Annotated in this window: 16 protein-coding genes; 5 read left to right on the top strand and 11 right to left on the bottom strand. The window is 56.3% G+C overall.

Translation table 11 applies throughout. The annotated features are described in order from the left end of the window. Positions 1–13: 13 nt before the first annotated feature. The 6 genes from FBR45_RS11550 to FBR45_RS11575 all read right to left on the bottom strand — a co-directional run bounded on the left by FBR45_RS11550 (position 14) and on the right by FBR45_RS11575 (position 12,829). The gene (locus tag FBR45_RS11550; protein ID WP_138502432.1) at positions 14–1,546 is read right to left on the bottom strand and encodes an alpha-amylase family glycosyl hydrolase; all 1,533 of its coding nucleotides are present in this window, start codon (positions 1,544–1,546) and stop codon (positions 14–16) included. A 91-nt stretch (positions 1,547–1,637) separates the two neighbouring features. Continuing rightward, positions 1,638–2,942, bottom strand: coding sequence for a SusE domain-containing protein (locus FBR45_RS11555; RefSeq protein ID WP_138502434.1), 1,305 nt, complete (start codon positions 2,940–2,942; stop codon positions 1,638–1,640). A 76-nt stretch (positions 2,943–3,018) separates the two neighbouring features. After that, positions 3,019–4,620 carry a RagB/SusD family nutrient uptake outer membrane protein gene (locus tag FBR45_RS11560; RefSeq protein ID WP_138502436.1) on the bottom strand — a complete coding sequence of 534 codons (1,602 nt, stop codon included), beginning with the start codon at positions 4,618–4,620 and terminating at the stop codon, positions 3,019–3,021. Positions 4,621–4,668: 48 nt separating this feature from the next. Next, entirely contained in the window at positions 4,669–7,698 is a 3,030-nt protein-coding gene (locus FBR45_RS11565) for a SusC/RagA family TonB-linked outer membrane protein (RefSeq protein WP_246082211.1), read from the bottom strand. A gap of 259 nt (positions 7,699–7,957) precedes the next feature. Further along, the gene (locus FBR45_RS11570; RefSeq protein WP_138502438.1) at positions 7,958–9,913 is read right to left on the bottom strand and encodes a helix-turn-helix domain-containing protein; all 1,956 of its coding nucleotides are present in this window, start codon (positions 9,911–9,913) and stop codon (positions 7,958–7,960) included. Positions 9,914–9,982: 69 nt separating this feature from the next. Next, positions 9,983–12,829 carry an alpha-amylase family glycosyl hydrolase gene (locus tag FBR45_RS11575; protein ID WP_138502440.1) on the bottom strand — a complete coding sequence of 949 codons (2,847 nt, stop codon included), beginning with the start codon at positions 12,827–12,829 and terminating at the stop codon, positions 9,983–9,985. A gap of 123 nt (positions 12,830–12,952) precedes the next feature. Here FBR45_RS11575 and FBR45_RS11580 point away from each other — a divergent pair, with 123 nt between their 5' ends. Beyond that, positions 12,953–14,335: a hypothetical protein gene (locus tag FBR45_RS11580; protein WP_138502442.1), complete on the top strand. Its 1,383-nt coding sequence runs from the start codon at positions 12,953–12,955 to the stop codon at positions 14,333–14,335. Between the two features lie 3 nt (positions 14,336–14,338). Here the strand turns inward: FBR45_RS11580 and FBR45_RS11585 are convergent, their stop codons facing one another. Next, complete coding sequence (locus tag FBR45_RS11585; protein WP_138502444.1) at positions 14,339–14,911, bottom strand: Maf family protein; 573 nt, start codon at positions 14,909–14,911, stop codon at positions 14,339–14,341. A 65-nt stretch (positions 14,912–14,976) separates the two neighbouring features. Here FBR45_RS11585 and FBR45_RS11590 point away from each other — a divergent pair, with 65 nt between their 5' ends. The 4 genes from FBR45_RS11590 (at position 14,977) to FBR45_RS11605 (ending at position 18,737) form a co-directional block, all read left to right on the top strand. Beyond that, positions 14,977–15,510, top strand: a complete 534-nt coding sequence (locus FBR45_RS11590) for a GNAT family N-acetyltransferase (RefSeq protein WP_138502446.1) — start codon at positions 14,977–14,979, stop codon at positions 15,508–15,510. Between the two features lie 241 nt (positions 15,511–15,751). Next, positions 15,752–17,560: a BamA/TamA family outer membrane protein gene (locus FBR45_RS11595; protein ID WP_246082229.1), complete on the top strand. Its 1,809-nt coding sequence runs from the start codon at positions 15,752–15,754 to the stop codon at positions 17,558–17,560. Between the two features lie 57 nt (positions 17,561–17,617). Further along, positions 17,618–18,073, top strand: coding sequence for a MarR family winged helix-turn-helix transcriptional regulator (locus tag FBR45_RS11600; RefSeq protein WP_077921180.1), 456 nt, complete (start codon positions 17,618–17,620; stop codon positions 18,071–18,073). Positions 18,074–18,125: 52 nt separating this feature from the next. Further along, the gene (locus FBR45_RS11605) at positions 18,126–18,737 is read left to right on the top strand and encodes a YceI family protein (RefSeq protein WP_138502448.1); all 612 of its coding nucleotides are present in this window, start codon (positions 18,126–18,128) and stop codon (positions 18,735–18,737) included. Positions 18,738–18,854: 117 nt separating this feature from the next. Here FBR45_RS11605 and FBR45_RS11610 read toward each other — a convergent pair whose 3' ends face one another. From FBR45_RS11610 to FBR45_RS11625, 4 genes are all read right to left on the bottom strand, one after another. Continuing rightward, entirely contained in the window at positions 18,855–19,205 is a 351-nt protein-coding gene (locus FBR45_RS11610; RefSeq protein WP_138502450.1) for a LytTR family DNA-binding domain-containing protein, read from the bottom strand. Positions 19,206–19,267: 62 nt separating this feature from the next. Continuing rightward, a complete protein-coding gene (locus FBR45_RS11615; protein ID WP_171044876.1) occupies positions 19,268–19,525 on the bottom strand; it encodes a hypothetical protein in 258 nt (85 codons plus the stop codon). After that, the gene (locus FBR45_RS11620; protein WP_138502454.1) at positions 19,507–21,075 is read right to left on the bottom strand and encodes a capsule assembly Wzi family protein; all 1,569 of its coding nucleotides are present in this window, start codon (positions 21,073–21,075) and stop codon (positions 19,507–19,509) included. Before FBR45_RS11620 ends, FBR45_RS11615 begins: the two co-directional genes overlap by 19 nt. Positions 21,076–21,238: 163 nt before the next feature. Next, positions 21,239–21,742, bottom strand: a complete 504-nt coding sequence (locus FBR45_RS11625) for a hypothetical protein (RefSeq protein WP_138502456.1) — start codon at positions 21,740–21,742, stop codon at positions 21,239–21,241. Positions 21,743–22,161: the final 419 nt, after the last annotated feature.

The raw sequence follows: 22,161 nt of genomic DNA on the forward strand, positions 1-22,161 counted from the left end.
TAAGTTTTTTAACTTATTCCACCACCACACAGCTATACCCCGGCACCCGCACCCGGTCGTCGTTGAAGGAGGCTTCCTCGCGGGTTGCAAAAACAATACAGCGGCACCATTCTTCGTCGGGCGAGAATACCACTTCGATGGGATTCGCTGTCAGGTTATGTACCAGCAATACCCGCCCGCCCGTAGCCGACTTGCGGATAAACGCCACGACGCCCCGTTGCCGGATTCCGGTCTGCTCCAGCCGACTCAGGTTGTCGTTGAGTATAGCGTGGGTGTTTCGATACTGTATCAGCCGTTTGTAGTGGCAGAACAGCGAGTCGGCGTCGGTTTGCTGACGGGCCAGGGGCTTTATGGCTTTGCTGGTGCTGTAGCGGCCGCGTTGCCAGTAGGTGCGTTGTTTGTCGAGATCGCGGGTGTTCCACAGAAATGGCTCGCGGATGAATTCGTCGGGCTTGCGGCCCAGCATCCCAATTTCTTCGCCGTAGTACAGGTACGGATTACCGGGCAGGGTGAGCAGCAGATTAGCGGCCACTTTCAGGTGGTTCGTATTGGCCCGCAGGGTGCTGCCGATGCGTTCCTGGTCGTGGTTCGACAGGATCAGCGCGTCGATGAAGTCGCGGCTGACGTGTTCGTAAGCACCCTGTACGTGGTCCAGAAATTCGATCAGGTCTTCGGTATCGTCTTCCTGCCGGATAACTTCGGCCAGTGAGAGCGCAAAATCGAAGTTGAACGTGGCGTGCAGACCGCGGTAGTAAGGCGCTACCCGTTCGGGGCGGGTCCATACTTCGCCGATGAGGTGCATATCTGGCTTCACGGCGGTCATCTCCCGACGAAACTCTTCCCAGAACTGGTGATTTTTCGGTTCTTCGAATTCGCGGTACAGGTGGCGGGCCGCATCGAGCCGAAACCCGTCGACACCCACCTCGGTAAGCCAGTATCGACCAATGCGGAACACTTCTTCGCGCAGGGGCCGGTGCTCAAAATTCAGATCGGGCATGCCCTGCCAGAACATGCCATAATACCGTTCGGGGTAAGCCGCGCCCGGTACCGCATGCCAGGGGTTGCGTTCGCCCGAGTCGGCCGTAATGTCGCGGGTGGCCAGGTTGCGGGCTTTGATCTCGGCCGGCGTGAGCCATTTGTAGTAGGGCCAGTAGGGATTGTCAGGTCCTTTGCGGGCTTCCTGAAACCAGTGGTGCTGGGTGCTGGTGTGGTGCAGCACCAGATCGATCAGTACGGCAATGTTTCGTTTGTGCGCTTCGGCGATGAGCCGCCGAAAATCATCCATCGTGCCGTATTCCGGATCGATGCCGTAATAGTCCGTAACGTCGTATTTATGGTAGCTGGGCGAGGGGCTGATGGGCATGAGCCAGATGGCCGATACGCCCAGATCCTGTAAATAACCCAGATTGTTGGTAACGCCGTTAAGATCGCCGATCCCATCGCCGTTGGAGTCGGCAAAGGAACGGACAAAGATTTCGTAATGGACGCCGGTATGTCCGATGGGGCGGGCGTGGGTCAAACGATGGTGGAGTAACGCTTCGGTCATGTGCAAACAAAAGTATCGCCCTTATCCGGTCCGTACCACTGGGAACATCACGAACAAAGGCGATAGTATAACGGCAAACCGCTATGTGGGGTTATTTTTTTGTCAGCTTGTAGGTCTGTCGGCTGGCGTTGGTCAGGTCGAGCTGGATGTCGTAGATACCGGCTTTCACGGTGATGTTACCACCCCCTTTTTCCAGGACGCCGTCGGCGTTACTGTCGCCCAGGTTCTCGTCCCATTTGTTGTTCTGACGGAATTTGATCTCGCCATCTTTCAGCGTCACCTTGCTGAGCGTCCAGATACCTTCTTCCACAAAGCTGGGCTGAAACTGAGTATCCGGACCGTCCCAGCCTTTGGGGGCCGCGCTGCCGACCAGACCCCAGGCGTTAAAGGGTTCGATGGTGTATTTGAGACCCGTCGGTTTGAAATCGGCGGTTACGAGGTAGGTGCCTGCCTTAACGGCAATATTATCGCCCCCCTCTTTCAGCGTACCGGCCGCGCCCCCGTAGTTTACGGTCCAGGCGTTGTTCTGGCGGAACTTGATGTCGCCATCCTTGAGCGTTACCACCGCCCGCCATTGGTCGGTCGAAGGGTCGTAGACGAAAGGCGCATCGGGGCCGTCCCAGCCGTTGGGAGCGGCACTGCCTACAATACCCCACGAGAACGGCTCAAGGGCATAGGTCAGCGTGGTCATGTTGATCGTGACGCGGTAGTTACCTGCTTTCACGACGATATTGTCGCCCCCGGCTTTCAGCGTGCCGCCGGTGCCGCCGTAATTTACGTCCCATTTGTTATCCTGACGTATCTTGATCTCGCCATCGGTCAGGGTTACATAGGCCACAAAAACGTTGTTCTGGTCGGTCTTGTAGAAGGGCTGATCGGGGCCATCCCAGCTGTTGGCGGTAGCGCTGCCAACCAGCCCCCAGGTGCTGCTCAGGTCCAGCTTGTCCAGGTAAGGCGTTGCCTTTACGCTGCTCACGGCCGACATCAGCACCGCGCCGGGACCCAGGTCCGACTGTACTTTCAGGTCGATATCGGCGGCCGTACCGGCTACCAGCCCCAGCTTCAGCAACATCGGGTTCAGCTCTGACGCTTTAAAGGTTTTTCGAAGCTCGCTACCCGTCGATACCGTAATGGCGTTGGTGAAGTTGCCCCCTTTTTTATCCATCAGGATGGTATAGGCCGCCGGGGCATTGAAGCCGTAATCGGGTTTTGCCCACGATACGGTCAGCGCGTCCTGGTCGGCGTTTTCTTTTGTCAGCACGACCGTCTGCGAGGAGAGCGTCACTACGGGAGCTGAATCGGGGTTCAGAACGGCCCGTACGTCTTCTTTCTCGCACGCTCCCAGCGTCAGTAACGCCATGCTCATGACGAGCAGATTGTAAAACCGTGTTTTCATAAAAATAACTGATTATCAGTATATGGTCATCGATTCGGGTTATGTGTATCACCCGAATCGATGACCATATACTGGTTTAGTATCCTGTGTTCTGTTTCAGATTTGGATTGGCAATAAGATCGGCCGCGGGCAGCGGGAAAACAGTACGGAACGACTCGACGGCCCGTCCGGCTTTTACACCTCCTTTAAACGGCCAGAGGTACGTAGCTTCGGTGAAGCGGCCGTAGCGGATGAGGTCGGTTCGGCGGTGGCCTTCCCAATACAGTTCACGGGCGCGCTCCGACAGGATGAAGTCGAGAGTCAGCGCCGAGGCTGTGATGTTGCCCGTCGTGCCCTTGTAAGCCCGTTGACGAAGCAGGTTCACATAAGTCAGCGCCGTAGCCGCGTCGCCCCCCGTACCGCCCCGTAGTACCGCTTCGGCGTACATCAGATAGACATCGGCCAGCCGGAAGAGCGGAAAATCCGTATCGGGGAAGTTTCCTTCAACGTCAGAGCCGGGCTGGCCGGCGGAGGTTACGTTTTTGAATTTGGTAATGGCATAGCCGTCTTCAAACTTGTTCAGCACCTCGTTGATCTCCAGATTCTGACCATCGGTAAAGAACAGCGCCCGCGTATCGGTCCGGCCCGAGGGGTCGGCAAACGAGTTGACCAGTCCTTTGGTGGTACGCAGACCGGCCCAGCCGCTGTTGATACCGAAGCTGGCCGGGCTCATTTTGCCGCCGACAGCCGCGTGCACCAAGAATGTCATACCTCCGTAGGTTTTGGTCCGGGTGCCGTCGAAGGTGACGGGCAGGATGATCTCGCGTGAGTTGCCATTATCGGCCAGAAAGAGCTTGTTGTAATCGGCGTCGAGGGCGTAGGCGTTCGACTGGATCACCTTGTTGGCATACGTCACGGCGTCGGTATAGCGGGCGGTGCCGGTATAGACCTGCGCATTCAGGTACAGTTTAGCCAATAGGGTCCAGGCCGCAGCCCGATCGGCCCGGCCGTATTCCGCAGCACGGGGCGCGGCCATCTCTTCTTCGATGGCTTTCAGCTCGGTTTCAACATAGGTGAACAGCTCGGCCCGGCTGATCTGGCGCGGCTGGAACGACCCAACCGCATCGGTTTCGGTCACGAACGGTACGCTGCCGAACAGGTCGATGGCGTGCGTATAGGCTAGGGCTCGCAGAAAGCGAGCTTCGGCCCGGAACGTTCTGGCGTCGGTAGCGCCCTGGCCCGTAATGCCCCGTTCGGCCAGTTTAGCGTCGGTGGTTTCGCGGATGAACTCATTGGTCGCGGTGACCATGTAGAAAATCCGGTTGTACATGGCCGTGATGAACTCATTACTCGACGACCAGTTCATGTTGTGGTAGTCGGGGAGCGACCCGTCGTTCCAGCCGATAACGGCTTCATCGGTCGTCAGCTCCTGGGCTTTCCAGTATTGACGCAGGTAGTTGGAGAAGCCTTCGTCAATGCCGGCGATATCGGGTTTGCCCGCCGGGCCCTGCTGACCGCTCACGGCCAGAACGGCGTAGAGTTTGGCCAGTACCTGCTTGTAGTTGGCGGGGTCTTTATATACCGACGCCGAAGTGACGTCGTAGACCGGTTGCCGGTCGAGGTCCTGTAGGCAGGAGGCTGCCGTGAGCAGCAAAGCGGCCAGAACACCGGTTTTTGTGATGGATGTAAGTACGTTCATAGCTCTGTAGTACAGCCGACGGATTGAGTGCAAGCCGTCGGCTGTGGATTAGAAATCGAGATTGAGACCAGCCGAGATGATGCGGGGGCGGGGGTACAGGTTGTTGTCGATACCACCCGACACTTCCGGATCTAGACCCGAGTAGTTGGTGATCACGAAGACGTTCTGCGCCGTAGCCGACAGCCGCAGGTTCATGCCTTTGCCGGGGCGGTTAGTCACCTTACCGAAGTTGTAACCCAGGTTGAGGTTGTCCATCCGCAGGAACGAGCCGTTCTCGACGTAGTAGTCCGAGAAATACTGATTGTTGATAAAGCCGGTTTCGAGCACGTTCGGTGAGCCGTTGGCATTGAAGCCCAGCGCGTTGGTGAAGTTTCGGTAGGCGCCGTAGTTCGAGCGAACGTTGTTATACACGTAGTTGCCGATGTTGCCCCGCAGCACAAAACCCGCGCTGAATTTGCCGTAGGTGTACTGGCTCGTAAAGCCAAGGAATATCTTTGGGTTGGCCGACTGATAGCGGTACCGGTCGTCGATGGTGATCTTACCGTCGCCGGTGGTTTCGCCATTGCGGCCGCGGTCTACATAAACGCCTTCCAGCGGTTTGCCCGACGCGTCGTACACCTGCTGATACACAAAGAACGAGTTGGTCGGGAAGCCTACAGTCTGAATCTGTACCGTGTTGCCGGTTCCGCCCGTGATGCCACCGACCAGCACACCCGGATCGTTCGGGCTTGGTACTTTGCTCAGGTTGGTGATCTTGTTCTGGTTGTAGGTGATGTTGAAGCCTACGTCGAGGTTATGGCGCTCGTTCCGAACGGGGTTGGTATTGATCGTGAATTCTACCCCCTTGTTTTCCAGATTACCCACGTTGGTCAGGATCTGGTTGGTCAGGTTCGAGCCAGCCGGTACAGGAATGGTAGCCAGCAGGTCTTTGGTTTTCTTCTGATAGACGTCGATACTACCCGAGATCCGGCCGTCGAAGAAGGCGTAGTCGATGGCTGCGTTGAGCGCCTGGGTTTCTTCCCACTTCAGGTTGGCGTCATACCCTTCGGCCCGCAGCGTCCGGTAAAACGAATTGCCGAACTGATACTGAGCCGTCAGGTCGCTGAGGGTGTAGCGCGGCAGGTACGGGTAGTCGCTCAGGCCCGAGGGCAGATCCTGCTGACCCGTAACGCCGTAACCGATGCGTAACTTCAGCGCCGACAGGGCTTTGGCGCCCTGCAGGAACGACTCTTCTTTAATGTTCCAGGCAAAACCCGCCGATGGGAACCAGCCCCAGCGCGTTTCGGGGCTGAATCGCGAGGTTGCATCCCGGCGCAGGGTGGCCGTCAGCGTGTAGCGATCCTTAAAGGTGTAGTTGGCCCGTCCGAAAAAGGCCAGTAGCGTATACTGGGTCTCGAACGGAACGCCGGCGGGCGTAAACTCCGTGCCGTTGGCCGTCAGCTCCGGAAAGCTTGGGCTCCTGCGGATGAAATCCTGGTACGAATACCCGGCCGTTACATCGACCCGGCTCGACACGCTACGCAGGTCTTTGACGTAGTTCAGGTAAAACTCCAGGGTTTTGTTATCGCGGGTCTGCGCCGATTGGCTGCTCTGACCACCCCGGTTGAACTGCAGGGCTGCGTTGGCCGGTACGAAAATCGTTCCCGTCGACGAGGAGAGGTCGTAGCCCAGGTTCAGGTTGGCGCGCAGCTCGGGCAGGAAGTGGAATTTATAGTCGAACTGAACGTTACCGATGCTCCGTTTTACCGTAGTCAGGTCCTGCTTCTGCATGAGCAGACCCAGCGGGTTGCGGGTGGCCTGGGTATTGGGGCGGCCCGTAGCCGGGTCGAGCCACTCGAAGAAACCGCCGTAGGTGTCCTGACCACTATAAACGGGCTGCGTGGGGTCAAACGCCACGGCCGCTCCAATGGCCCCCTGATCGGCAAATACGTTGTTGATGATCGACCCTTTCAGATTGACGTCTACGCGCAGGTGGTTGTTGAAGAAGCGGGGCGACAGACCCAGCGATCCCGAAAAACGCTCGAAATTGGAAGTTTTCAGGATACCATTCTGGTTCAGGTAACCAAACGAAGCCCGGAACGGCATGTTTTTTACCGAGCCGGTAACCGATGCGTTGTAGTCGCCACTGAGGGCGGTCTGGTAGATCTGATCCTGCCAGTTGGTGTTGGCGGTGCCGAGCAGCGCCTGCTGGGCGGCATTACCGGTCTGGCCGATGACATCGCGGAACTGGTCGGCCGACAGCACCGGCACCTGCTTAACCAGCTGCGATACAGAACCGAGCGCGCTCACGCTCACCCGAAGCTGGTCGCCCTGCCGTCCTTTTTTGGTCGTGATCAGAATAACCCCGTTGGCTGCGCGGGCGCCGTAGATAGCCGCTGCCGATGCATCTTTCAGGACCGTAAAGGTTTCGATATCCTGCGGGTTGATCAGGCTCAGGGCGTTTGACGCTCCACTGATGTTGGTGTTATCGACCGGTACGCCGTCAATGACCACGAGCGGATCGTTGCTCGCGTTCAGCGACGAACCGCCCCGGATGCGGATAGTGCTCCCCCCGCCCGGCTGACCGCTGGGGGGCGTAATGCTCACCCCGGCCAGTTTACCTGCCACGAGCTGTTCGGGATTGACAATGTTGCCTTTCTGAAATTCTTCGGCCGAGATAGAGGTAATGGCGCCGGTCAGGTCTTTCCGGCGCTGGGTACCATAGCCCACCACGACGACTTCCTGCAGCGATTTGGAATCGTCGGCCAGGACCACGTCGACGGCGGTGCGGTTACCGACCAGTACCTCCTGCGGGGTTTTTCCGATAAAGCTGAAGATCAGGGCTGCGCCCTCTGGTACGTTGGTTAGCTGATAAGAGCCATCGGCATTGGTCTGCGTACCCCGGTTGGTGCCTTTTACCTGTACCGTAACCCCAGGGAGCGGGGCACCGTCGGCCTCCTTAACAACCCCCGTTAGGGTTACCCCCTGTGCGAGTACTGATGCGTGAATGCCGATGGATAACAGCGCGATGACTACCAGCCGCCAAAGCGAAGCTGATGGAGCATCCCGTCGAAACCTTTGTGAAAAGAGTTTCATCATTGGGTTGATTTACAATGGTTTAATACACTTGATTTATTGACCAAAGCAGCTGTTTCAGTCAACTTTATCTGACAAAAGTACCATTGCCTCTTCCCGCTGTCGTTCCACTTTCGGAATGTGTTAAAAAACTTTAAAATTATTTATAATATACTGTATATCAATTAATTATATATGAAAAAAATAACGTGCCATTTTTGTAAAATGGCACGTCGATAGAACAGTCAGCCGATAAAATTGGGCAATATTGATCTGATTTGTATTACAGAGGCTGCTCTTCGCTGGCCATCTGAAAATAGTCTTTCGGCGTTTGGTGGGTTAGCTTTTTAAAGGCCCGATTGAAGGCCGATTTGGAGTTGAACCCTACCTCAAACGCCAGGCTGAGCAGGGTGTGCTGACGACTGCGTGGGTCGTCCATTCGTTGCTTGAACTCCTCTACCCGGTATTGGTTGACGAAGTCGAAGAAGTTCTTGCCGAAGCCTTCATTGATGACTTTTGACAGCACATGCGGAGGAATTTTCAGGCCGCTGGCCAGCTCATGGATGGTCAGGTTCGGATTCGTGTAGGGCTTATGGTCTCGCATGTAGGTTTCCAGCGTATCGCGGTATTTAGGAAGATCGAACGCCGAAGCGGGCTTATGGGAGCCAGGCCGCTGGTCTGCATCGACAGCGGCTACGGGTATCGGCAGACTATCCTGTCCGACGGCGGGCTCAGCAGCGGGCTCGGGCAGGGGATGTACTACGTCCTCGAAAAAGCTGATGGGGGGCGCGTCGGCCAGCCGGGGCTGGGGCATCTTGAAGATCTCCGGCTGATGAACGGCCACGTAGCCCAGAAAATAAATGATGGTCGAGAAGGCCAGCCAGATGGTATCTACGCTCCCTTCGGCCAGCACCAGCACATCGAACGGCATTAGCCGGCTGACCAGCACCAACCCGTACAGGAAGGTCCACAGAGTCAGGCAAACGGCCTGAATGATAAGTACCGTGTTTAAATATTCGAGGTTTTGCTCGTACGATACGCTGGTCTGGTAATGAGTTTTGTAGGCCCGGATGGTTCGGCGGCAGCTCAGCCAGTAAACCGCGTTGAAAACCAGCGCGAGAAAACCCGTAACCAGAAACAGCCCCCGCAGCACCGGGTCCTGGTTGACAATCCGGAGCTGAAAGGTTTTGCTCTCCATTAGGAAGTAGGGCAGGTACGCCAGAAACTGAATGGCCACCGGAATAAAGTGATAGGCCCAGCGCCGGTTGGGCAGCCCCGCATCGAACAGGAGTCGGCGGATGTAGAAATAGAACAGCGGAGCGTACAGAAACCAGATAAAGTCCGGCACCAGCAGGAGTTTGGTATAGGCCTGCGCCACATCGCGGTAGCCACTGATAACCTTCAGCAGAATGAACAGCGATGAACTGCCGATCAGGACCACCAGCCAGCGATTGGCAACGCGGTTGTAGTTTTGAATACTCGGAATGGCAATAAGCAGCAATAGCCCCTGAAAACACGAAAATAGCATCAGCAGGTCGTATACTGAGTAAAACTGGAATGTGCTGGTGAGGTCTTCCCAGCTCTGAATCGTAACCTCAATGTCCTGGTTGCCGGTTTCGGTGCGGGTTACCGCTCGGTTTGGTCGCGATTTTCCCGATTCGCGTCCTTCTACCGCATCCCAACTGCCCCGCGTAAATTTGTACTCGAGCAGGGGGGCGTCGCTGTAGACCGTGACGCGGAAGGTGCCGTCGGCTTGCCGCTGGAGTTTATAACGCGCATCGTGCGGATTCCAGCGGTTGAACGAACCGGTAATGTATAGCGTGGCGTCTTCCGGAGTGTTGGCTGGTACTCCCGTTACCACAAAGCGGTACATGGGTTTCTGTTCCCAGCCTGCAATACGTACCCGGATAAAAGCCGGGCCTGACTGCGTTCGTTCAAAAATCCGGTTGGCCACGGCCCGGCCTTCGCTGTCGCCCTCGGTCAGCGACCAGTTACCCTGGGTAAACTTGTACTCGAACCGGCGCAGCGTATCGGGTAAGGTGATGGCGTAGGTACCGTTGTTCTGCCGACGGAGCGCAAAGCGGGGGTCGCCGGGGTTCCAGTTGTTGAAATCGCCGGCAATGAACAGGCCCGATGCCGTTGGCGATAGCGCCGGATACTCCGACACCTCTACCCGAACCTGAGCCGACGCCGTAAGAGCCAGCATCCAGCACGCCAGAAAAAGACCAAATCGGGTCATGTAATAGACTGTTATACCGTCCTGCCCGGGCCACCCGATGACGGGCCTAACCCGGAAAAGGACGTTCTTTTACCGTTTCAATACCGTAACGGTTCGTTGCCGGTCGCCCTGCTGCACACGGAGCAGGTAAGAGCCAGCGGGGAGGGTGTGCAGATCCAGCGACTGCCGAAGCTGGCTGGCAGACTTCTGGCTTCGCACGGTCTGGATTGACCGGCCACCCGCATTGAGGAGGTTAAATTCTATCAAACCTTTGTACGAACTCGTCACGTCAATAACCATCTGGTTGTCGACCGGGTTCGGCGAGACCGTAATCTGTCCCGACGCGTCGGGTTCGTTGGCCGTTACGGGGCTGGGAACCAGTGCGAACGGGACGAGCCCGGCCGGTGGGGTGGGCAGACGGCTGGTCGTGTACAGATGAAACGCGCCGGGTTCCAGCGTAACGGATTGCTCGGCATCGGTAATCGTTACCGGTTGGCCGGTGAAGTAGTGATACCAGGTACCCGCCGAGGGGAAACCGGCGTTGACCGTTTGCGCGCGCGTATCGAAGTTGCCGAGCAGGAAAACTGTTCCCGACGAGCTACGCAGGGTCAGCCGCTTAACCGGGTTGGCAAAATCGGTGGAGAAGTCGGTACTGGCAAAGGCCGGCACGGTGGTTTTGAGTTTGATCAGCTCGGCGTAGACATTATATAGTTTCCGCCGATCGGCTTCCTGGTAATAGTTCCACCGAACGGGTTTAGGATCGGTGCGACAGCCATCGCTGATGGAGCCGTTGGGACAGGTGTTGATGGACGCATCGTAGCCCAGCTCGCCAAACTGCCACAGCATTTTCGGGCCGGGTACGGTTAGCAGGAAGGCCGCAGCCAGCTTGGAGCGGTCGAGGGCGGTGGGCAGGTTTTTGATGGAATAGGTGCCCTGGGTCTGGCCATTCTGGCGCAGGTCGTACATGAGTCGTTCTTCGTCGTGGCTTTCAGCATAGCCAATCAGGTTCGGCGACCGGAAGTTGCGCTGCTGGTACGATATCCCCGACAGATTACCCTGCCCCGAGCGGGCCGCACTCCGGTAGTCGCCGTTGTGGTTGCCCCAGAAGAGCATGCCATAGTCGGCCAGTTCGCGTTCTTCAGTGTTTTCGGCAAAGTGTTCAAGAATGACGTAGGCCGTTGGGTCAACGGCGCGAATCTGATCATAGATTCGTTTCCAGATGGCCACCCGGCTGGCATCATACGCCCCCCAGGCCCCGACGTTGTCGCCCGTGTTTTTCTGCGTGAATCCTTTGGAGAGGTCGAACCGGAAGCCATCGAACCGATAGTCCTGCAACCAGTACCGGCACACCCGGTCTACGAAGGCTTTGGTATCGGCGCTCTCGTGGTTGAAGTCGAAGAAAACGCTGAAGGGGTGGGTGGCCTGCTGGTTGAAAAAGGGGCTGTCGGCCGAGGGGCGGTTGCCATCCCAGTACATTTTTACGTACGGAAACTCGTAGTCGGCCTGGTTTAGCACCATATCCAGCACCACCGCAATGCCCTGTTTATGGGCTTCGTCGATGAGCCGCTTCAGGTCATTTTTGGTGCCGTACGCTTTGTCAGGGGCAAAGTAATAGATGGGGTTGTAGCCCCAGGAGTTGTTGCCCGAGAACTCCATGATCGGCATCAGTTCAATGGTGTTGATACCCAGCCGTTTCAGGTAAGGCAGGCTGTCCTGTACGGCTTTGAAGGTCTGACTGGCCGAAAAGTCGCGCACGAGCAGTTCGTAAACAACCAGGGTGTTGACGGCAGGCCGCTGAAAATTAGTGGTGAAGGTAAACGGAGCCTGGGCGGGCTGCAGTACCGACACGACATTGCCCTGCGCTTTTTCGGGAAAGGGTTTCAGGTTGGGATAGGTAGCCGGGGTAATAAACCGGTCGTTGTTCCGATCCAGCACCTTATCGGCATACGGATCGCCCACGGGGATGGTGCCGTCGACCAGGTACTGAAACGAGGTTTCGCCGGTGGGCAGGTTCGACACCTCGAGCCAGTAGCGGTTGCCGTCGGGGGTGCGGTTCATCAGGTAAGCCGGGCTGATGGTCCAGTCGTTGAACTCGCCGAGCAGGTAAACAAAGCTTTTCTTCGGCGCGTACAGCACCAGCGTCACTTTGGTCTCGCCCCGGTTGGCGGCTGTATAGTTGATGCCATCCTGCAGGCCCGAGGGGAGCGCGGCAATAGTCGGCTGGGGCTTTACGGTAAAGTAGAACGTATCGGCCGCCGACTCGGCCGAGGTAGCCGTGGCGGTGGCGCGCAGAACGGCCATCCGACGAACGCCGGCCTGGGTACCGGCGTTCAGCGTGGTTCGTACCGAGTCGCCCGTGGGGAGCGCGGGTGTGGGCTGACCGTCGAGGGTCAGGGAGAAGGTAGCCTGCCGGGAGGTTTTGTACCGAACGAGCAGGTCAAGGTTGGCGTCGACGTAGAAGTTTTTCTGGTTGGGCGAGAGCCGCGACAGGTTGAAGCTGTCATCATAAATAATGACCTGCAGGTCTTCGGTCTGAGCCTGGCCGTTGCCACTTTTGAGCAGCAGGCCCATTTTCCGGATGGGGCGACCCGAAGGAACGCCGAAATAAGTACGCGGTACGAGTTTGATCTGCCAGCGGTCATTACCGAGGGCGGTCATTTTGCCGGGGGCGAAGGGGGCACTGAAGTTGGTCTGGCCCGCTGGCTGAAATTCAAATGCATTGCCTGTTTCGGAGGTGCCTGCCCCTGACCAGAGGTAAACGTCGTCCGTTTTGCCGAGCAGGGCTTTGGCGCGGCTATCGGTGGCTAATTTCAGATCGATGGTCAGGGTAACCTCGGCGTCGGCTGTTGGAAAAGCGGGCTGGGTGGTAACTACCTGAGCCTGTGCCGTCAGGAAGAGACAAATTGAAAAAATAAACGTGTGAAGAAGTGTTTGCATGGGTTAGCTGGTAATACGTAAAGCAAACTTACGGAAATACCACGCGGCCTGATGCTACTATACGCTCAGGAAAACTTGGTTTTATCCGAAAAAATCATCCTATTGCATAAAAAGAAAACTACCATGGGACGGACGTTTTACGGCCACCCGACTCGACCGTTACGTTGGCTGCATGGCCTGCTGGCCGGGCTGCTGCTGATTCTGCTCAGCCGCTGTGGGCCCGATGCCGTAGCGCCAGACCCTGGATTTGGGCCGAACGGCGAGCCCCGGCTCCTCGGGCTGACCCTGGCTGGTATTCCGGCCGACCATATCCGCATCGATCAGAATCTGCGCCGGGTGGTGGTCACGATTCCCGCTAGTCTGAGCGCTACGGGGGTGGTGCCGATCCTGCAGCTCACGCCCAACACCACCGTCGATTACGGCAACTCGTCGCTGTTCAGCAATGACAAAAATCAGTGGCTGCTCGATACGCAGACGCTCCGGATCGTGAGCGATACCAAAAAAGCAGCTACCTATCAGTTTGTGACCAGAGCCGCCGGCGATATGGCCTTTGCTCCCTATACGGGCCCCCGCGAGGTGAGCATGGAAGCCGAGCCGTCGAGCCTGTGTTTCCCGATCTATAATTTTCGGGATAGTGTCGCTTGTGGTTTCCTGACGCTGACCAACGTAGCAACCGCCCGCCGACGTGAGTTTTTCCTGTGTCCCGGCAGCACCTGCCAGTCGACCCGACAGACCGATGGCGCTGTGGTGCTATCGCTGCTGGTTGAGCATAATGTTGTCGATCCGGGCGAGTATACGGTGTCGGTACGCAAAGAAAATGGCCGCACGGCTACGCTACCCCAGACCCTGACGGTACGGAAGGGCCGGGTGTGGCTGTCGGCCGAGGCCAGCCCCGTGCTGGTCGATAGCGCATCGTTTGTTCTGACAGGCTATAATCTATACGAAGACAGTCGGCTTAGTCTGAAGCTTACCAACGCTGCGGGCGAGACCTTTCAGGCTCCGCTGGTTGTAAGTGGTTTTCGCCGAACGGCCGCTGCGTTCAGGACCCCGCCCCAGCTGAAACCCGGTTATTACTACGCACAGCTTTTTCAGGACGATCAGCCGACGGCCACCCTGGTCCGGCTCGTTGTTATCCGCGATGCCCGAACGCTGTTTATCCAGCGGATAGCTGAGTCGGGAACGGCTGCGTCGGCCGGGCAGCTATTAACGCCCAGCGCCCCGTTTACGACACCGCTGGTTGTTTGGCGCGGCAAAACATACGCTATCCAGACCTCCGTGGCCGAGGTGGCAGCAGCTGCCAGCAGTCCGGTCAGGCCGCAGCTCCGGTTCATTTCGCTGACCAACCCGGCCGATCAGTACACGGTGGTGCCGCAGGCCGACTCATCCGTTCTGTTTCCGATACCGTCAACCCTGCCCGCCGGTCGGTATCGGCTGGTCTATCAACAGCTCCAGAGTACCGGTCTGGTCGATGCCCTGCCGCTGGAGCGCGACGTCGTAGTTGAGTAGGGCTTAGATCATGAACGCTTTCAGCGCCTGATAAACGCGATGCGTTGGCAACCCCATTACCGTATAAAACGACCCGTCGAGCCGCTCGATACCGACCAGGCCGATGAAGTCCTGCGCTCCATAGGCCCCGGCTTTGTCGAAGGGCTGGCAAACGTCGATGTAGTAGCTGATTTCGGCATCGGTGAGGGCGGCAAACTGAACCGTCGTTTCGTCCGTAAATGAGTCGAACCCGTCTGGACTCAGGATGGCCACACCCGTTCGGACGCGGTGGGTCTGTCCGGAGAGGGCGCTTAGCATACGGCGGGCATCGGCTTCGTCCTGGGGTTTGTTCAGGATCTGGCCGTCCAGAATAACGACCGTGTCGGCGCAGAGTACGAGCCGGTTGCCAAGGTCCGGCAGAAACTGTTCTGCTTTCTGACGGGCCAGGTATTCGGCGACCTCGTTGGCCGGCATCGTGTCGGGAAAGACCTCATCGGTAGGACGGGTTTCGATCGTAAAGGAAAAACCGGCATCGGTCATAAGTTGCTTTCGACGGGGCGAACCCGACGCCAGCACCAGCGGATAGCGTAGACGCATCAAGGTGATTATGGCTATTTTTATCGACAAAATTCGTAAATCATACGCACTAAACCCTATCTGACGTGTTTATCCGTCCTGCTACAGCTGCCGACGCGGCTCTATTGGCTGACCTCTCGGCCGTTACCATGTGCGAAGCCTTTGGACCGCCCCATAACCCGGCGCCGGTCGTTGACGCCTATATCCAGTCAGCCCTGACGCCCGAAACGCTGGCCACGGAACTGAACGATAAACGGTCGGTTTTTTTCATCGCCGATCAGGATGGCTCCGCGGTGGGTTTCGCCAAACTGCGTCGACATGCACCCCCGCGCCGAATGCCCCTGCCGTACCGGAGTCGTGGTCAGGCCGTCGAGATTCAGCGGATCTATTTGTTAAACAGCCAGATCGGGCAGGGGCAGGGCCGCCTGCTGATGAACTACTGCCTCGACTGGGCCCGGCAGCAGGGCTACAAAGCGGTGTGGCTGGGCGTTTGGGAGCGCAACGAACGGGCCCTGGGCTTCTACCAGCGGATGGGATTCGAGCGATTCGGGTTTCACTACTTCCAGTTTGGCCCCGAGCGGCAGCGGGATTACTGGCTCGTTAAGATCATTGACGCGTAAAATCGTTACTATACTGATCAATGCATCGTTAAACCAGAGCTGAGCGGTTTTATCCAAAGACTGTACGTACCTCAACATCATGAAAAACACCGTTGCAAACAGTTACCTCCGGGTCTGCCGATACTGGCTGGCAGGGCTGTTTTGGTGCGGATGTATCCTGAGCGTACAGGCGCAGATCGACAGCACCCGCCAGAAATCAAAACGGGTGCTGGCGGCCGACTCGCTGGCAACGACCCGATCCATGGTCATGGCCGACAGTATTCTGCAGCAGCGGGACAGCGTTTTCTACACCCGGCTCAAGACAAGTATGTATAAGCGTCGGCTCACGCGTCAGCTCTACGATGCCGTTTTTCGGGATGTTTATAACAGCCGGTCAAGAACCGGGGAGGTCAACCAGATCGAAGAAAACCCGTTCCTGCCCTTTGCGGGACGGATTATCGGCGACATCTACATTCGGCGGCTGGGTGTATTCGGGCAGTCGGTCTACGATACGCTGCGACAGCCCGGCAACTGGCTCGAACGAACCGCCAACCGACTGCATACCAACACCCGTGAGAACGTTATCCGCCGATCGTACCTGCTGTTCAAAGAAGGCGATGCCGTTGATCCCAACGTGCTGCGCGATAACGAACGGCTGCTCCGGACAACCGCTTCGGGTATTTTTCACGATGCCCGGATTCTGGTGTTACCCCGGGAGGGAAGCCGTCAGTTTGTGGATGTGTACGTGATCACTCAGGATGTCTGGTCGCTGCTGCCCACGGGTGGAGTAGGGGGGCTCGACAATTTCAACGTCGGTTTTGAGCAGCGTAATTTCAGAGGGCTGGGTCACCAGTTTTTTGCCCAGGTCGCCTACGCTGGCCGGGATCCCCGCCAAAAGCTGGAGTACCGTGGGCGTTACACAGTGCCGTTCATCGGAAAAACGTTTCTGACCGCCCAGGCCGAATTTCTGTACCTGCGTGATCTGAAGCAGGCGGCCGTACGCTTGTTCAGACCCTTTCTGACGCCCGATACCAAATACGCCGGATCGATCGAACTCAACCACACCCAGATCAACAGCCGGATCGTAGACCGCAACGACAGCGTCCTGCTGGTTCCCCTGCGGTATAATTATTCCGATGTCTGGATTGGCCGGTCGTTCCGCCTGTTCTACGGGCCACAGAACCCCGACGAGGTAGGCCGTACCCGACTGATTGTGGCCCTGCGCAACACCAACTACGAGTACGTCAACCGTCCCACTGTAACGGCCGATACGAACCAGATTTATCAGAACAGCCGCACAACCCTGTTCAGCGTCGGCGTGTCGCGCCGGAAGTACGTCCGCGACGTGCTGATCTACGGCTTCGGCCGAACGGAAGACGTACCCGTAGGAGGAACCCTGGCTGGTATTATTGGGTACGACAATGCCGAACTGGGCAAACGCCTGTATACCGGTATCAACTTCTCCCACGGGCAGTATGTCAAACGGCTCGGTTACCTCTATGGGTTGGTCAACCTGGGCGGCTACGCGCGGAGCCAGGGTATTGAGCAGGGAGTGGTATCGCTGGAGTCGAACTATTTCAGTCCGTTGCTGGCAACCCGCTGGGGTAACGCCCGACATTTCTTCAACACCCGGTTCACGACCGGCATCGGGCGGTTTCAGAATGAGTACATATCGCTGAGCAGTTCGGGAAGCGGAATCAATACCGACGGAATCGGAATCAACAGCGATGCGCTGCGCGGCACCAAACGAATGCTGATCAACTACGAGAACATTCTTTTCTCGCGCATCAGCGTCATTGGTTTTCGGGTGGCGTTTATCACATTTGCCAATCTGGGTCTGGTCAGTTTTCCGGGGCGTTCGCTACTGCGGGGCCCTTTGTACCAGGGGTATGGCCTGGGTTTCCGGCTCCGAAACGAGAACCTGACGTTTACCAGTTTCCAGATTCGGCTATCGTACTATCCCAACATTCCGAACAACCGGCAGCCTTTCCGCCAGGCTTTTGAAGGGGTGCCAGCGCTCCGGTTCCGCGACTTTGACCTGTCGGCTCCTCAAATCGTACCGTATCGATAAAAAAACTTTTTGTATTTAATGTTGTTACATTAAATGTAATTGCACTATATTTGCATCATGTCAATTGAAACCGACATTAAACAAACAACGCCGTTTAAAACACCCTATCATCGGGTGATGGTGAATCTGATCTATACCAGCAACTGGATTGCTGACAACCAGACCCGTATATTAAAACCGTTTGGTCTGACGTTGCAGCAATACAACGTGCTGCGTATCCTGCGCGGTCAGCATCCTAACCCGGTCAAGGTGAGCGACATTACGGAGCGTATGCTCGACAAGATGTCGAACGCATCGCGCCTGGTCGATAAGCTGGTGCTGAAGCGGCTCGTACTCCGGACGGAATGTCCGAGCGACCGCCGTGCTGTAGACGTAGTCATCACTGAACAGGGGCTGGCGCTCCTGAAACGGATCGATGCGCATTTAACTGAATGGGACGAGAGCCAGCGGTGCAAGCTAACCGAAGACGAAGCGGTGCTGCTGAGCGATCTCCTGGACCGAATGCGGTCCTGACACGTATTTCCTTCAATTCAAGTATACAACCAAGTTAACACAAGTGATCTCTATGAAAACTCGTCAATTTCTGACAGGTATGGTTGCCGTTGCGGTAGTTGCTGCCACCTCGGCCTTTGTTGGTCCCGTTAAAAAAGCCCCTGCTACGTTTAAGGTAGATACCCAGAAAAGCGTGCTGAACTGGAATGGCAAGAAAGTAACCGGTGAGCACTCGGGTGCGGTTAAGCTGGAAAACGGTGCGTTCACCGTTGATGGCGGCAAAATCACAGGCGGTACGTTCAACTTCGACATGAACAGCATCACCTGTACCGACCTGACCGACCCTGGTTACAACGCTAAGTTCATCGGCCACATGAAGTCGGAAGATTTCTTCAACACGGCGAAATTTCCGACTTCTACCTTCAAAATCACAAAAGTGACGCCGAAGGGGGCCAACGCCTACGACATCACCGGTAACATGACCATCAAAGGCATTACGAATGCCGTGACGTTCCCGGCTACGGTTAAAATGAACGGCAACACCATCGAGGCTAACGGCAAAGCCACGCTCGACCGTACGAAGTATGACATCCGTTACGGGTCGAAATCGTTCTTCGAGAACATTGGCGACAAAGCTATCTATGACGATTTCACGGTTGAGATGAAGCTGGTAGCCAGCAAATAAGCGACCTCATTTCGTAATCCACCGTAATCCCCGGCACCCAACAGTGCCGGGGATATTTGTTTTCAGCCGAAACGAAGCGGGTTATTGAATCAGCTGCCCTGGTTCAATCAGGTGCCGTTAGCGCCGGAGGGTTGTCAGCTTACCGCGCACGAGGTCGGCCCGCCGACGCGACACCGATATCCAGGAGCCGTCGACCAGTTTCAGGCGTATAGTGCGCGCATCATCGCCCTGGCTGATGTTGGCTACGTAACTCGGGTTAACCATCATCGATTTATGCGTGCGAATGAAGGCAGGGAGCTGATCTTCAAACCATTTGAGGGTCTGGCTGATGACGAGGGGTGTCGACTTGGCCTGCTGGTAAACCCGGGTGTAATTGCCGTACCCTTCCAGGTAGGTGATGAAGTCGATAGCAACCGGATCGGAGATACTGGGTAATTTGATGGCGTTGGGTGCTGAGGCAGAAATCATGTGAATAGCTGGTGTTGAGTGAAAAAAAATGAACTAATAGGTACGTACTGAATTGCCGTTGATTACTGGGTCTTGGCCTTGTAAAGACTGAACTTTGTTCTGCAGAAGGACAGCCCGCCCCACAGCCACAGGGCCAGCCCGATCGATAGCCAGCTGAGTCGCAGCCCGTCAGCGGATTGGGTGTACAGTCTGCCGAGGGTCTGGAACCAGTTGCTGATCAGGTCGTAATAGAGCCAGTGACTCAGCAAACTGCCAGCCATGAGCAGTAGCCAGGTATAGATAGACGTGCGCAGGTTGTGTTTCATGAGCGGATTCTCCATTCTTTTCGTAAGCCGAGATATCCTCCGTACTGCACCGGATTCGCTAAAAGCTTGCCCTGATCGTAGCCAACCGACAGCAGCATGGTCGACCCGCTCAACCAGCGTATAGATTTGGTCAGCGAAGCCATGGTTGAGAGCTGGTTCGTTTCGGCCGGGAAGGGCAGGTGAAGCGTGCCGTAGTTCCGGCTGAACGACGCTTTGGCGACGTAGCCCCAGCGTGCGCCCAGGTTCCCGCTTATACCCGTATACAGCGCCCACACGCGGTTGTTGTTGATGCCGTGAATACCCTGGATAAGCTGGTTATCGGCTGTTGTTCCTTCAAACGTAAGCCGGGGCAGGGCGGGGTTCGTATCGCGGGCCTGGCTGATGAAAGCGGTACCCATCGTTCGGCCGCGGTACGACCAGCTGTCGGGGTATTGACCATTGAGAAAATACTCTTCGTGTTCTCCGCCCAGATGCTGACCGAACTGCATGTAGCCCTGGTTTCCTGAGTTGAACAACTCAACGATGAATTCCTGAACAGCGGCTTGCTTACGGGTGTTTAGCAGCCGCAGCCCGTACAAACCATCTTCAATATTGCGGAAGTTGAGCAGTTTACGACCCCGCTCGTAGAAATGCTGCTGATAAGCCAGTATGGACCACTTACCGGCCTTTACTTCCAGAGCCAGCTCGGCTGCTCCCCGATGGTCGCCTACCCGGTTCTGATCGTAGGTGGTAAACTTCGACAGGTTCTTGAGGGCATCGGTCTTCATCGGCACAACCACGTTGAGATAAGCATCGAGGCTATTGGCAATTTGACCCCCGAACGACGTGGCAGGATCCATCTCCAGGAAGGGGGCGTAGCCGGCCCACTGCGACTGGTGGTTGAAGGCACCGTATAGCCGAACCCGCGATCTGTCTTTTCCCAACCGCAGGAAGATCGCCTTCTGATGCAGATACGAACGCTGTACGTAGCGCCCATCGCCAAACCAGCCGTGGGCAAAGAAGCCCTTTACGGCCAGCCAGTTTCCGGTAAAGCCCAGAGGGGCGTAGTCAGGAATACCAACCTGCACCCGGGGGAGGGGTAAGGCATTGCCTGACCAGATAAAAGAACCCGAGGAGAGAGGGCTCTCCACCAGACCCACTATTTGTTTCCGCCGTCCGCCAAACACTTCAAACACCCCCAGTCGAGCCTTTAGGTAAGCTTCGGCCAGAATCACCCCCTGGCTCGACCCCGCCTGCCCTGCTATTTCCAGTCCGTAACCCCAATCGGTTTTGCGTGGGCTGGCTCCCTGCCGGTACGTCTGCTGCATACCGACCCGCAGCAGGCCCGACGGAGCCGTGGCCGGAACAACGCCAAACTGATTGGTTTGTAGCCAGAACGGGGTAAGGCCGGACGATGAGACAAAACCGCCCGCTTCGACGCTGACCCGGGTAGACCGTTTCCCCGTTAAATCGACGGGAATTACGGGCGCCCAGGTTGGTAACGTCCGGGGAAGTCGTAACGAATCGGGGCCGTGAGCCGACGCCACATCGGCAGGCATAAGTAGTCCGAAAAGGCCATATGCCATAAGGCGCGACGTCAAGCGCTTAGGCGAATACTTTTTATGTCGTTGAGTAATCATACTAGTGACAGTACCTGCCGGTGCTGATACTGAAAAGTTTAAGTTAACGTATGGCCCTAAAATGGCATCGTTAATAAATTAAAAGTGGATGTTTGTCACCTGTCGTTACTTATTTTGCAAGAACGAACGAATAGGTATATACGTTATCACACGTATAACCGTACCAGACTACCCCGTGGGAGGTGCTGGTTACCTGCGGTTCAGAAGAGGGGAAACGGTATCGCAGTCGACGCATAAGCGCCTGCTTTAAGATAAGGATGCGTCGACGTATCTGGGCTATATACGCCAGACCGCATGGCGAAGATGAATACGCCGGGCAGGGGACCAGATATTGCTGGTAGATAGTAAACACAACCGGAACCTGCACGATCGGCAAATGACGTACGAGGCTAGCTGGTTGATCTGACGCTGCTGGAGCCGGGAAGAAGGCAGGTACAACTTTAAGAGACTTTTCTGACGTGACTGACAGATGGGTGTCGTACACATCGCCAAAGTCATCGCCCAGATCGCCAGGATCTACTTCCAGCACAGCCATGGCGTAAAAGAAACCGATCAGGAGTATCCAGATCGATTGGCTGGATAGCTTGCTGTATGAAACAAAAGCGTCATACACACGCAGGCGAACCGGACAGCCTGGCTGCCTAGAGTACGAAGTGGATTGCCGAAGGGTTGGTGTCGGTACGCCAAACCGGAAGGCACAACGAGTCATGTAGGATAATACGGTATCCCACCTGAAAAATTGCCTGATTGAAACCGGTGAATCGGGTTTCAGCTAATTGGTAGTGTTGCGCATAGTGATGGTAACGTTGAGTGTGGCCAATCTAGTCAAGTTGCTTGATAGAAGATGGCTGCAATATGAACAAATTCATTTACTTATCCTGCGAAAACTGACTGACTGGCCCTGAACCGGTTATCAGCAGCTGGCATTAAAATTCGGATGTATCATACCGATCAGGAAAATAGCTTGCTTCTAAAAAATCGAATCGACAGATACGTATACATAATCAGGGCCGAAGTTTCCAGAACCGCTTC

Source organism: Spirosoma lacussanchae (assembly GCF_005870035.1).
Classification (GTDB): Bacteria; Bacteroidota; Bacteroidia; order Cytophagales; family Spirosomataceae; genus Spirosoma; species Spirosoma lacussanchae.